General features: G+C 71.9%; 11 protein-coding genes. 7 read left to right on the top strand and 4 right to left on the bottom strand.

Annotated elements, in window-relative coordinates; genetic code table 11:
• Positions 1-77 precede the first annotated feature (77 nt).
• The 4 genes from ABD52_RS11540 to ABD52_RS11525 are packed head-to-tail and all read left to right on the top strand — an operon-like array spanning position 78 to position 4,274.
• Positions 78-1,082, top strand: coding sequence for an ABC transporter permease (locus tag ABD52_RS11540; RefSeq protein ID WP_013289048.1), 1,005 nt, complete (start codon positions 78-80; stop codon positions 1,080-1,082).
• A complete protein-coding gene (locus ABD52_RS11535) occupies positions 1,079-2,047 on the top strand; it encodes an ABC transporter permease (RefSeq protein WP_013289047.1) in 969 nt (322 codons plus the stop codon). Before ABD52_RS11540 ends, ABD52_RS11535 begins: the two co-directional genes overlap by 4 nt.
• An 11-nt stretch (positions 2,048-2,058) precedes the next feature.
• Entirely contained in the window at positions 2,059-3,174 is a 1,116-nt protein-coding gene (locus ABD52_RS11530) for an ABC transporter ATP-binding protein (protein ID WP_013289046.1), read from the top strand.
• Positions 3,171-4,274, top strand: coding sequence for an ABC transporter ATP-binding protein (locus ABD52_RS11525; protein WP_047891798.1), 1,104 nt, complete (start codon positions 3,171-3,173; stop codon positions 4,272-4,274). Before ABD52_RS11530 ends, ABD52_RS11525 begins: the two co-directional genes overlap by 4 nt.
• 53 nt (positions 4,275-4,327) lie before the next feature.
• Here ABD52_RS11525 and ABD52_RS11520 read toward each other — a convergent pair whose 3' ends face one another.
• On the bottom strand, positions 4,328-4,780 hold the full coding sequence (locus ABD52_RS11520) for a hypothetical protein (protein ID WP_013289044.1): 453 nt from the start codon (positions 4,778-4,780) through the stop codon (positions 4,328-4,330).
• Positions 4,762-5,421, bottom strand: coding sequence for an HNH endonuclease family protein (locus ABD52_RS11515; protein WP_013289043.1), 660 nt, complete (start codon positions 5,419-5,421; stop codon positions 4,762-4,764). Before ABD52_RS11515 ends, ABD52_RS11520 begins: the two co-directional genes overlap by 19 nt.
• A 108-nt stretch (positions 5,422-5,529) precedes the next feature.
• Between ABD52_RS11515 and ABD52_RS11510 the strand changes: the two genes are divergently transcribed.
• A complete protein-coding gene (locus ABD52_RS11510; protein ID WP_047891797.1) occupies positions 5,530-6,975 on the top strand; it encodes an MFS transporter in 1,446 nt (481 codons plus the stop codon).
• Positions 6,976-7,096: 121 nt separating this feature from the next.
• Here ABD52_RS11510 and leuA read toward each other — a convergent pair whose 3' ends face one another.
• Positions 7,097-8,842 carry a 2-isopropylmalate synthase gene (leuA, locus tag ABD52_RS11505; RefSeq protein ID WP_047891796.1) on the bottom strand — a complete coding sequence of 582 codons (1,746 nt, stop codon included), beginning with the start codon at positions 8,840-8,842 and terminating at the stop codon, positions 7,097-7,099.
• Between the two features lie 270 nt (positions 8,843-9,112).
• On the bottom strand, positions 9,113-9,877 hold the full coding sequence (locus tag ABD52_RS11500) for a hypothetical protein (RefSeq protein ID WP_235437440.1): 765 nt from the start codon (positions 9,875-9,877) through the stop codon (positions 9,113-9,115).
• Between the two features lie 238 nt (positions 9,878-10,115).
• On the opposite strand from ABD52_RS11500, the gene ABD52_RS11495 reads away from it, so the two are divergent.
• A complete protein-coding gene (locus ABD52_RS11495; RefSeq protein ID WP_013289039.1) occupies positions 10,116-11,381 on the top strand; it encodes an aspartate kinase in 1,266 nt (421 codons plus the stop codon).
• Positions 11,382-11,387: 6 nt separating this feature from the next.
• Positions 11,388-12,449, top strand: coding sequence for an aspartate-semialdehyde dehydrogenase (locus tag ABD52_RS11490; protein WP_013289038.1), 1,062 nt, complete (start codon positions 11,388-11,390; stop codon positions 12,447-12,449).
• The last annotated feature ends 17 nt before the right edge of the window (positions 12,450-12,466 follow it).

Raw genomic sequence — 12,466 nt, 5'->3', positions numbered from 1 at the left:
CTGAAGGCACCGTACGCGGGCGGGCGCTGTGACCACAGCGCCCGCCCGCACCCCTCCGCACACCCTCCGAGGCGCCCGTGTTCCGGTTCATCATCAGACGCCTGCTACAGCTGATACCCACGCTGTTCGGGCTCTCCGTCCTGCTGTTCATCTGGCTCCACCGACTTCCCGGCGGGCCCGAGACCGCGATCCTCGGAGAACGGGGCACGCCCGAGACGCGCGCCGCCATCCGGCGCAACCTCGGCCTCGACGAGCCGATCCTGGTCCAGTACGCCCGCTTCCTGCGGCGGATGATCCGGCTCGACCTGGGCACCTCGACCGGTACGAAGCGGGCCGTCACCACGGAGTTCGTGGAGCGGTTCCCCGGCACCGTCGAGCTGACCGTGATGGCCATGATCCTCGCGGTCGGCATCGGCATCCCGCTCGGCTACCTGGCCGCCCGCCGCCGGGGCCGGTTCCTCGACCACGCCTCGGTCGGCGGATCGCTCATCGGCATCTGCATCCCGGTCTTCTTCCTGGCCTACGTGCTCAAGGCGATCTTCGCGGAGAACCTGGGCTGGTTCCCCTCCAGCGGCCGGCAGGACCCGACCATCGGGGCGACCCGGGTCACCAACTTCTTCGTCCTCGACGGGCTCATGACCCGCGAGTGGGACGCCGCCGCCGACGCGCTCTGGCACCTCGTGCTGCCGGGCATCGCGCTCGCCAGCATCCCGCTCGCGATCATCGTCCGGATCACCCGGGCCAGCGTGCTGGAGGTGCTCAACGAGGACTTCGTCCGGACCGCCGAGGCCAAGGGCCTGACCGAGCGGACCGTACGCCGCCGGCACGTGCTGCGTAACGCCATGCTCCCGGTGGCCACCTCGATCGGTCTCCAGACCGGTCTCCTGCTCTCCGGCGCGGTGCTCACCGAGACCGTGTTCGCGTTCAGCGGCATCGGCGCGTTCGTCGCCGAGTCGATCAGCCAACGCGACTACCCGGTGCTGATGGGCTTCATCATGATCATTGCGGTGGTGTACGTGCTGGTGAATCTCCTGGTCGACCTCTCCTACAGCGTGATCGACCCGAGGGTGAGGGTGCGATGACCATCACCACTGGCAAGAAGCGCGAGAAGATCGACCGGCTCGCCGAGCTGGCCGCCCGCGACGACGAGCAGGGGGTGAGCCTCTGGAAGGAGGCGTTCCGCCGGCTGCGGCGCAACCCGGCGGCCGTCATCGGCGTCATCATCCTGGCGGTCTTCGTCCTGGTCGCCGTCATCGGGCCGTTCCTCGTCCCGTACAGCCCGACGGACTCCATCGGCATCCGCGAAGGACTGGTCAAGTCCGGCCAGGGCATCATCCCGGGCGTCTCCGCCGACCACTGGCTCGGCTTCGACCACCAGGGCCGGGACGAGTTCAGCCGGCTCATCGTCGGCGCCCGGCAGACGCTGCTCGTCGGCGTGGTCTCAACCCTGATCGGCCTCGCGGTCGGCGCGCTGATCGGCGGCGTCGCCGGTGCCGCGGCCGGGCTCGGCGGGCGCTGGGGCCGCTGGATCGACACCACCCTGATGCGCTTCATCGACATGCTGCTGGCCATGCCGAGCCTGCTGCTCGCGGTGAGCATCGCGGCGCTGCTCGGCGCCAGCCTCACCACCGTGATGATCGCCGTCGGTGTGGTGTCCGTGCCGATCTTCGCCCGGCTGCTGCGCGGCTCGATGATCGCGCAGGCCAACAGCGACTACGTGCTGGCCGCGACGTCGCTCGGCGTGAAGCGCTCCAGGATCGCCCTCACCCACGTGGTGCCGAACTCGATCGCCCCGGTCATCGTGCAGGCCACGCTGACGCTGGCCACCGCGATCATCGAGGCGGCCGCGCTGTCCTTCCTCGGTCTCGGCAACCCCGACTCGGCCATCCCGGAGTGGGGCGTCATGCTCGCCGACGCGCAGCCGTACCTGGGCATCCGGCCCGGCCTGGCGATCTATCCGGCGCTCGGCATCATCATCACCGCGCTCGGGTTCACCCTGCTCGGTGAGGCGATGCGCGAGGCCCTCGATCCAAAGCTGCGGAAGTAGGTCAGTCAGTCATGGCACTGCTCGAAGTGGACGACCTCTCCGTCACGTTCGCCCGTCGTGGGCAGCGCACCGTGCACGCGGTGGACGGGGTGTCCTTCTCGGTCGACGCCGGCGAGGTGGTCGGCCTGGTCGGCGAGTCCGGCTGCGGCAAGAGCGTCACGTCGCTGGCCATCATGGGCCTGCTGCCCAAGCAGCCGGGCCTGCGCGTGGGCGGCAAGGCGGTCTTCGACGGCACCGACCTGCTCCAGCTCGACGACCGGTCCCGCCGCGACATCCGCGGCCGGGACGTGGCGATGATCTTCCAGGACCCGCTGTCCTCGCTGAACCCGGTCATCCCGATCGGGCTCCAGGTGACCGAGGTGCTGGCCCGGCACCGGGGCATGAAGGGCGAGGCGGCCACCAAGGAGGCGGCCGCCCTGCTCGACCGGGTGGGCATCCCGGACCCGCGGCGGCGGCTCAAGGAGTACCCGCACCAGCTCTCCGGCGGCATGCGGCAGCGGGCGCTGATCGCCATGGCGGTCGCCTGCCAGCCCCGGCTGCTGATCGCCGACGAGCCGACCACCGCGCTCGACGTCACCATCCAGGCGCAGATCCTGGAGCTGCTCAAGGACCTGGTCCGGGACTCCGGCACCGCACTGGTGATGATCACTCACGACCTCGGCGTGGTGGCCGGCATGTGCGACACCATCAACGTGCTCTACGCCGGCCGGGTGGTGGAGACGGCCACCCGTCGTCCGCTGTTCCGCCAGCCCCGGCACCCGTACACCGAGGGGTTGCTCGGTTCGGTGCCGCGCCTGGACGCCGGCCGCGGCGAACGGCTGAACCCCATCCCCGGCTCGGTGCGCGACGTGCTGCCCTGGCCGGACGGCTGCGCGTTCGCCCCGCGCTGCGCCCGCCGCGTCGACGCGTGTGTGGGCGAGCCGCCGGAGCTGGTGCTGACCCACGACGCGCGCAGCTACCGCTGCGTCAACCCGGTGCCGGTCCCCGGCCTGACCCCGGAGGCGGACGCCCGCACGACCGCGCCGACGACCGCCGAACCGGGTTCGGTGCCGGCCCAGGCCGAGCCGGCCGACCCGCCCGCCGTGCCCGGCTTCGGACCGGCTCCGCGCGAGGAGGAGACCCCATGAGCGACGACGACATCCTCGTCGAGGTCCGCGATCTGAAGGTGCACTTCCCGATCCGCCGGGGCGTGATCTTCGACCGCACGGTCGGGCACGTCAAGGCGGTCGACGGGGTCGACCTGAGCATCCCGCGCGGCAAGACGTACGGGCTGGTGGGCGAGTCGGGCTGCGGCAAGTCCACGCTCGGCCGGGCGCTGCTCCAGCTCAACCCGCCGACCAGCGGCGAGGTGAAGTTCGACGGCGTCGAGCTGACCACGCTCCCCGCCGGCAAACTGCGCGCGATGCGCCGCCGGATGCAGATGATCTTCCAGGACCCGATGTCCAGCCTGGACCCCCGGCAGAACGTCGAGTCGATCCTGACCGAGGGCCTCCAGACCCACGGCATCGGCGCGAACCGGGACGACCGGCGGCGGATCATCGGCGAGACGCTCGACGCGGTCGGCCTGCCGAAGTGGGCGCTGTCCCGCTACCCGCACGAGTTCTCCGGCGGCCAGCGCCAGCGCATCGGCATCGCCCGCGCGCTGGTCCTCGGCCCGGAGCTGATCGTCGCCGACGAGCCCGTCTCCGCGCTGGACGTCTCGATCCAGGCGCAGGTGGTGAACCTGCTCGACGAACTCCAGGACAGCCTCGGCCTGACCTACCTGGTCATCGCGCACGACCTGGCCGTGGTGCGGCACATCTCCGACATCGTCGGCGTGATGTACCTGGGCGCGCTGGTGGAGGAGGCGCCGAGCGACCGGCTCTACACCGAGCCGCTGCACCCGTACACCCGGGCGCTGATGTCGGCGGTGCCGGTGCCGGACCCGGACGTGGAGGACCGGCGCGAGCGCATCCTCCTCGCCGGCGACCTGCCGTCGCCGGCCAACCCGCCGTCGGGCTGCCGGTTCCACACCCGCTGCCCGTGGGCGCAGCCGACCCGCTGCGCCGACGAGCGGCCGGAGCTGCGCCAGATCGGCGCCAGCCGGGTGGCCTGCCACTGGGCCGAGAAGATCGCCGCCGGTGAGCTGCGCCCGCACGAGGTGACCGCAAAGATCACCCGGCCGGAGGGGGAGGGCGAGGAGCCGGGCGTGGTCTCCGCGCCCAGCGAGCCCGGATCGTACGTCTGACACGACGAAGCGCGCCCCCACCCGGGCCGGGTGGGGGCGCGCCTTGTCGTCGGTCAGCCCTCGGGGCGGTTGAGCAGGCCCACCGCGATCGTGTGCACGGCGTCGAGCGCGGCCGGGTCGGCCAGCGGCGCGGAACCGCCGGTGACCGCGTACCACTCGTCGGCGTCCTTGTACTGCACCCGCAGCGTCACCCGGCCGTCGGCGTGCTCGGTGCGCAGCGTCAACTCGCCGGTCACCACGCCCACCTCGTCGGTCATGACCCCGCCCGGACCTGCGGTGATGTCCGAGGTGCGGTCCGCCGGTCCGCCCGGTGCGCCCCCGGCCGGTGCGCCCGGCACCGCGTCGGCGGTCATGCCCGCCCCGGCGACGTCCGCGGACGCCGGCTGCCGGCCGTCCGCCGTCATCCCGGCCGAGGCCGGACCCGCCGGTGCGGACTCCGGGGCCGGTGCGGCGTCTGCCTCCGGCGCCGGTGTGGCGTCCGGCCCGGTCACGGTTTGCTCGCCCATGTGCAGCCCTCCAGCATGTCGGTGAGAGCGGCCTTCTCGGCACTTGTCACAGTCAGCCGCCAGTAGTGCTTGACCGTCACCCAGTCCGCCGCGTACTGACACCAGGACGACCGGTTCGGCGGCTTCCACTGGGACGGATCCTGGTCACCCTTTGCCCGGTTGGACCGCGCCGAAACCGCGATGAGCTGCGGCCGCGTCAGGTCGTTGGCGAAGTCGCCGCGCTTCGAGTCGTCCCACTCGTCCGCGCCCGAACGCCACGCGGCGGCCAGCGGAACGGTGTGGTCGATGTCCACGTCCGACGGATCGTTGAGCACCACACCGTCGTAGACGCTCTCCCACCGCCCGCCCACCACGTTGCAGCCGGACAGCTTGATGCCCTCGCCGTCGCGTTGCAGCACGCTGTCGCGGACGTCGCAGTTCTTGCCGGTGTCCCGCCAGTGCGGGAAGCGGGAGCGGCTGTAGCCCTTCATCGACCCGGCGGTGGCCACTGTCAGCTCACCGAGCTGCTTGTTGACGTTCCCGGTGGCACTGGGCGGCGCCTCCGGCTCGGTGACCGACACGTCGCAGCCGGCCACGCCGAGGGCGAGCACCGCGCTCAGCGCGGCCGCCAGCCCGGCTCGGGCTCCTGATCTCGTACGCACAGACGACACCTCTCCAGCTTGCGTGCTCCGGGCGAGTCCGCACAGTACCCGGCGGCGGTTTCCGCGATTCGTGGCGTCGACGGTGGGCGGCGGGCAGAGTGGTGAGACGTGACCGCACCCGCTCCCGCGCTGCGTACCGGCTCCGCCGCCGGACGCGGCACGCTGCTCGCCGCGATCCTCGCCTCCGGCATGGTGTTCCTGGACAGCACTGTCGTCAACGTCGCGCTGCCGCGGCTCGGCGCCGAACTGGACGCCACAGTCGCCGGTCTCCAGTGGACCGTGAACGGCTACCTGCTCATGCTCGCCGCGTTCGTGCTGCTCGGCGGCGCGCTCGGGGACCGGTTCGGCAGGCGGCGCGTCTTCCTGCTCGGCGTGGTCTGGTTCGCTGTGGCGTCGGTGCTCTGCGGGCTGGCCCAGGACACCGGCTGGCTCGTCGCCGCCCGGTTCCTCCAGGGCGCGGGCGGGGCGCTGCTCACCCCCGGGTCGCTGTCCGTGCTCCAGGCCAGCTTCCACCCGGACGACCGGGGCCGGGCCATCGGCACCTGGTCCGGGCTGTCCGGTGTGTCCACCGCGCTCGGTCCGCTGCTCGGCGGCTGGCTGATCGACACGCTCTCCTGGCGGTGGATCTTCTTCGTCAACCTGCCGCTGGCCGTCGGCGTGGTGCTCGCCGCGCTGCGCTGGGTGCCGGAGAGCCGGGACGAGGAGGTCTCGCGTACCGGGGGCGGGCGGCGGCGGTTCGACGTGGCGGGCGCGCTGCTCGGCGCGCTCGCGCTCGGCGGTGTCACGTACGCGCTCATCGACGCCCCGGCGCGCGGCCTGGACTCCCCGGCGGTGCTGGTCGCGGCGGTGCTCGGGGTGGTCGCCGTGGTGGTCTTCGTGCTGGTCGAGCGGCGGCGCGGCGACACCGCGATGCTGCCCACCGGGCTGTTCTCCAGCCGGCTGTTCTCCGTGCTGAACGTCTTCACAGTCGTCGTGTACGCGGCGCTCGGCGGGTTCACCTTCTTCCTCGCCGTCTACCTGCAGAACGTGGTCGGCTGGTCGGCGCTGCTCACCGGCCTGGCCACGGTGCCGATGACGGTGCTGCTGCTGGTCGGCTCGCCGCGCGCGGGCGCGCTGTCGGCCCGCATCGGCCCCCGGCTGCCGCTCACCGTCGGCCCGGTGATCGCCGCGGCGGGTCTGCTGCTGTTGCGCCGGGTCGGGCCGGGCGCGTCGTACTGGGTGGACGTGCTGCCGGGCGTGACGCTGTTCGGCGCCGGGCTCACGCTCGTGGTGGCGCCGCTGACCACGTCGGTGCTCGGCGCGGTCTCGGACCGCTTCGCCGGGGTGGCGAGCGGCTTCAACAACGCCGCCTCCCGGGCCGGCGGCCTGCTCGCGGTGGCCGCGCTGCCGCTGCTGGTCGGGCTCTCCGGCACCGGGTACGAGCAGAAGGGCGCACTGGCCGACGCGTACCGGGGGGCGTTGGCGTGGTGCGCCGGGCTGCTGCTCGCCGGTGCGGTGCTCGCCGCCGTGCTGATCCACCGCCCCCGGCGGGGGGAAGGAAGGGCCCCTTCTTAACGCCTCCGGTAGAGGAAGGGCCCCTTGTTAACACTCGGGCCATTCGGGCGCGGGCGTTAAGAAGGGCCCCCTCCTATGCAGAATGCGTTAAGAAGGGGCCCTTCCTTACACCTCAAGCACCTCAGGCGCGGGTGCGGTTCACCGCGCTCGTGACCGCCTTGATCGAGGCGGTGACGATGTTGGCGTCCACCCCGACGCCCCACACCGTACGGCCGTCCACCTCGCACTCCACGTACGCGGCGGCCTGCGCGTCCCCACCGGAGGACAGCGCGTGCTCGTGGTAGTCGAGCACGCGTACCGCCACGCCCAGGGACTGCAACGCGTTGACGTACGCGTCGATCGGGCCGTTGCCGACAGCGGTGAGCTGGCGGGTCTCGCCGCCGAAGCCGACGCGGGCGTCGATCTCGACCTTGCCGTCGACGGTGCCGATCGTGTACTCGGCCAGCTTCACGGCCGGGTCGACCTGGTGGTCGACCAGGTAGTTGCGGGCGAAGATCTCCCACATCGCGCCCGGCTCGACCTCGCCGCCGTCGTGGTCGGTGACCTGCTGCACCACGCCGGAGAACTCGATCTGGAGGCGGCGCGGCAGGTCGAGCTGGTGCTCGGTCTTCATGATGTACGCGACGCCGCCCTTGCCGGACTGCGAGTTGACCCGGATGACCGCCTCGTAGGTGCGGCCCAGGTCCTTCGGGTCGATCGGCAGGTAGGGCACCGCCCAGGTGAAGTCGTCCACGGGCACCCCGGCCGCCGCCGCGTCGGCGTTCAGCGCGGCGAAGCCCTTGTTGATCGCGTCCTGGTGCGAGCCGGAGAACGCGGTGTAGACCAGGTCGCCCGCGTACGGGTGGCGCTCGTGCACCGGCAGCTGGTTGCAGTACTCGACCGCGCGCTTGATCTCGTCGATGTTCGAGAAGTCGATCATCGGGTCGATACCCTGGGAGAACATGTTCAGGCCCAGCGTCACCAGGTCGACGTTGCCGGTGCGCTCGCCGTTGCCGAACAGGCAGCCCTCGATCCGGTCGGCACCGGCCAGCAGGCCCAGCTCGGCGGCGGCCACGCCGGTGCCCCGGTCGTTGTGCGGGTGCAGGCTCAGCACCAGGCTGTCCCGCCGGGGCAGGCGCCGGTGCATCCACTCGATCGAGTCGGCGTAGACGTTCGGCATCGCCATCTCGACGGTGGCCGGCAGGTTGATGATCAGCTTGCGGTCCGGCGTCGGGTCGATCACGTCGATCACCGCCGAGCAGACCTCCAGCGCGTACTCCAGCTCGGTGCCCGTGTAGGACTCCGGCGAGTACTCGTAGTGGATCTCGGTGTCCGGGGTGTGGATCTCCGCGTACTTCTGGCACAGCCGCGCGCCCTGGGTGGCGATGTCGGTGATGCCGTCGCGGTCCAGGCCGAAGACCACCCGGCGCTGCAGCGTCGAGGTGGAGTTGTAGAAGTGCACGATGGCCCTGTGCGCGCCGCGCAGCGACTCGAAGGTCCGCTCGATCAGGTGCTCCCGGCACTGGGTCAGCACCTGGATGGTGACGTCCTCGGGGATCAGGTCCTGCTCGATCAGCTGCCGTACGAAGTCGTAGTCGGTCTGGCTCGCCGACGGGAAGCCGACCTCGATCTCCTTGTAGCCCATCTGCACCAGGAGCTGGAACATCCGCCGCTTACGCTCGGGCGACATCGGGTCGATCAGGGCCTGGTTGCCGTCGCGGAGGTCGACTGCGCACCAGCGGGGCGCGGCCTCGACGCGGCGGGTGGGCCAGGCGCGGTCCGGCAGGTCGATGCCGAACTCGCTGTCGTACGGAACGTAGCGGTGGACCGGCATCCGGCTGGGGCGCTGGCGGGCGAACGGATCGGTTTCGGTGACAGGTTGAGCCATCTCGGAGTGCTCCCTGGAACATGTGGCGTCAGCAGATCGGAAAGGTGTCGGCGGGCTGCCGGGCGACGGTGCGCGGCGGTGCCGAGAAGAAGATCGGATGTGCTGGACGGCGCGTAGCGACTCCGCGACGAGGTGCCGGCCGGTCAGGCCTCGTCGCGGCAGCCAAGGAGAAGGTACGCGCGCCACATGACACGGTCACCCTACGTGGTGGGACGTGCAGTGGGAAGGCTCGTCCGGACTATGGGATCAGAGTCACCGGATCGGGGCCGGCTACGGGGTCCCCGGACTCGGGGCGTCCCGTTCCACCGGCTCGCCGTCGGTCACCGCACCGGCCAGCTCGACGGTGCCCGGCGCGGCGCCGGGCTCGCCGGTCAGCGTCAGGGTGCCGAATCCGGCCCGTACCGCCGCCGGTGTGCCGTCCTGCCGGAAGCAGTAGATGCCCACGTCCAGCGGGGCGTTGAGCGATGCCGAGGTGCTGTCGACCGTGTAGCAGGGGCCGGTGGCGCCGGGCAGCGGCTCGGCGGGGGACACCGCGAGCGGCGCGCGCCGGTCGGTGAGCACCTCCAGCCAGTCGGTGAACGGGTGCTGCACGCGGGGGTCGAGCCGGCGCGGCACCGCGTCGTCGGCGTCGCCGAGGCGGACGCAGGTCGCCGCCTGCGCCCAGCCGGCCGAGGGCAGCGCGCACTGGAACAGCCCGTCGGACGTGCCGGCGAGCGAGACGTCCACCGTGCCGGCGTGCCCCCAGCCGGGGACGTCGACCCGCCAGCTGCCGTCGTTGGCGCTGGTGAAGGCCACCGTGCGGGGCGTGCCCTCGGCGGGCGCGAACGCGTACGTGGCGGTGAGGTGCCGGTCCTGCGCCGCGGCGGCCAGTCCGGCCAGTTCCTCGCGGGCGGCGTCGACCTGCACCGGGACCGGGTCGGCGGTGCCGGTGGGCGCCGCCTCGGGGTGGCCGCCGTCGCAGGCGGCCAGCAGTACCGGCAGGGTGAGCGCGAGCACGCCGGTCAGCCGGCGGGCCGCACGTCGATGAGCGTGCACCGGCTCATTCTGCGTCGTGGGGAGGGTCCAGGTCAGCCCACCGTACGGCTGTACCGCTTGGCGTGTCGCGTACTTCCGGGCTGGTGAGCCGCCCCACGGCGGGGCCGGATGGTGGGATCACCCGACCCGGCCTCGCGGCCCGCCCGATAGGCTGAGGCGGTCTGACACGCGCCGCCGGACCGAGAGACCCGGCGGCGTCGGCACGCTCAGGGTCGTCGCTGGGAGGGAGTGCACCGTCGTGGCACTCGTGGTGCAGAAGTACGGCGGGTCCTCCGTCGCCAACGCCGAGCGGATCAAGCGGGTGGCCGAGCGCATCGTGGCCGCGCGCAAGGCCGGCGACGACGTGGTGGTGGTGGTGTCCGCCATGGGCGACACCACCGACGAGCTGCTCGACCTGGCCAACCAGGTCAGCCCGCTGCCGCCGGGCCGTGAGCTGGACATGCTGCTCACCGCCGGGGAGCGGATCTCCATGGCGCTGCTGGCCATGGCCATCCACAACCTGGGGTACGAGGCACGCTCGTTCACCGGTTCGCAGGCCGGCGTGATCACCACCTCGGTGCACGGCCGGGCCCGGATCATCGACGTGACCCCGGGGCGGCTCAAGGGCGCGCTGGACGAGGGCGCGGTGGTCATCGTCGCCGGTTTCCAGGGCGTCTCGCAGGACACCAAGGACGTCACCACGCTCGGGCGGGGCGGTTCGGACACCACTGCCGTGGCGCTCGCCGCCGCGCTGGAGGCGGACGTCTGCGAGATCTACACCGACGTGGACGGCATCTTCACCGCCGACCCGCGCATCGTGCCGAACGCCCGGCACATCAAGCAGATCACGTACGAGGAGATGCTGGAACTGGCCGCCTGCGGCGCGAAGGTGCTGCACCTGCGCAGCGTCGAGTACGCGCGGCGCGCGGGCTTGCCGATCCACGTCCGTTCGTCATACTCGACCAACACCGGCACGATGGTCACCGGATCGATGGAGGACCTTCCTGTGGAACAGGCACTGATCACCGGGGTCGCCCACGACCGCAGCGAAGCGAAGATCACGATCGTCGGCGTGCCCGACGAGCCGGGCGCCGCCGCGTCGATCTTCGACACCGTGGCCGGCGCGGAGATCAACATCGACATGATCGTGCAGAACGTGTCCACCGAGGGCACCGGCCGCACGGACATCTCGTTCACGCTGCCCAAGGCCGACGGCCCGACCGCGATGACCGCGCTCAGCAAGATCCAGGAGTCGGTCAAGTTCAAGGGCCTGCTGTACGACGACCACGTCGGCAAGGTCTCCCTCATCGGCGCGGGCATGCGCTCGCACCCGGGCGTGGCCGCCGGCTTCTTCGCCGCCCTCGGCGCGGCCGGCGTGAACATCGAGATGATCTCCACGTCGGAGATCCGGGTCTCCGTGGTCTGCCGCGACACCGACCTCGACAAGGCGGTCCGCGCCATCCACGACGCCTTCGAGCTGGGTGGTGACACCGAGGCCGTCGTCTACGCCGGCACCGGGCGGTAACGCGCCATGGCGTCGCTGCCCACCCTCGCCGTGGTCGGGGCGACAGGTGCCGTCGGTACGGTGATGTGCCAGATCCTCTCCTCCCGGCGCAACGTGTGGGGCGAGATCCGGCTGCTCGCCTCCGAGCGGTCGGCCGGTCGGCGCGTGCAGTGCCGGGGCGAGGAGCTGACCGTCCAGGCGCTCACCGCCGACGCGCTCGACGGCGTCGACGTGGCGATGTTCGACGTGCCGGACGACGTCTCCGCGGAGTGGGCCCCGGTCGCCGCCGCGCGCGGCGCGGTGGTGGTGGACAACTCCGGCGCGTTCCGGATGGACCGCGACGTCCCGCTGGTGGTCCCCGAGATCAACCCCGAGCAGGTACGCAACCGGCCCAAGGGCATCATCGCCAACGCCAACTGCACCACGCTGGCGATGATCGTGGCGGTCGCGCCGCTGCACCGCGAGTACGGGCTGCGCGAGCTGGTGCTCGCGTCGTACCAGGCGGTCTCCGGGGCGGGCCAGGCCGGCGTGGACGCGCTGCACCTCCAGCTCGGCAAGATCGCCGGCGACCGGGTGCTCGGTTCCCGCGCCGGTGACGTGCGACAGGCAGTCGGCGACGAGCTGGGTCCGTTCCCGGCCCCGCTGGCGCTGAACGTCGTACCGTGGGCGGGCTCGCTCGCCGACGGCGGCTGGTCCTCCGAGGAGATGAAGCTGCGCAACGAGTCGCGCAAGATCCTCGGGCTGCCCGACCTCAAGGTGTCCGCCACCTGCGTACGGGTGCCGGTGGTGACCGGCCACTCGGTCGCCGTGCACGCGGTCTTCGCCACCGAGGTGGACGCCGAGGGCGCCCGTGAGGTGCTGCGCAACGCGCCGGGCGTGATCCTGGTCGACGACCCGGCCGCAGGGGAGTTCCCGATGCCGATCGACGCCGTCGGCACCGACCCCTCGTGGGTGGGCCGGATCCGCCGCGCGGTGGACGACCCCCGCGCTCTGGACCTCTTCGTGACGGGCGACAACCTCCGCAAGGGCGCCGCCCTCAACACGGCCCAGATAGCCGAACTCCTGGCCAAGGACCTGACCCGCCCATAACGCGGCCCACCTCCCGC

Origin of the sequence: Micromonospora sp. RV43 (genome assembly GCF_001029515.1) — a bacterium.
In the GTDB taxonomy this organism is placed as follows: Bacteria; Actinomycetota; Actinomycetes; order Mycobacteriales; family Micromonosporaceae; genus Micromonospora; species Micromonospora aurantiaca.
The sequence above is the reverse complement of the archived record's forward strand: the minus strand, read 5'-3'. Positions and strand labels throughout refer to the sequence as shown.

Excerpts from the sequence above, each read along its gene's own strand:
- ABD52_RS11490 (WP_013289038.1), top strand. The coding sequence starts at position 11,388 with ATGGCGTCGCTGCCCACCCTCGCCGTGGTCGGGGCGACAGGTGCCGTC.
- ABD52_RS11520 (WP_013289044.1), bottom strand. The coding sequence starts at position 4,780 with ATGGGCGAGCAAACCGTGACCGGGCCGGACGCCACACCGGCGCCGGAG.
- ABD52_RS11525 (WP_047891798.1), top strand. The coding sequence starts at position 3,171 with ATGAGCGACGACGACATCCTCGTCGAGGTCCGCGATCTGAAGGTGCAC.
- ABD52_RS11535 (WP_013289047.1), top strand. The coding sequence starts at position 1,079 with ATGACCATCACCACTGGCAAGAAGCGCGAGAAGATCGACCGGCTCGCC.
- ABD52_RS11530 (WP_013289046.1), top strand. The coding sequence starts at position 2,059 with ATGGCACTGCTCGAAGTGGACGACCTCTCCGTCACGTTCGCCCGTCGT.
- leuA (WP_047891796.1), bottom strand. The coding sequence starts at position 8,842 with ATGGCTCAACCTGTCACCGAAACCGATCCGTTCGCCCGCCAGCGCCCC.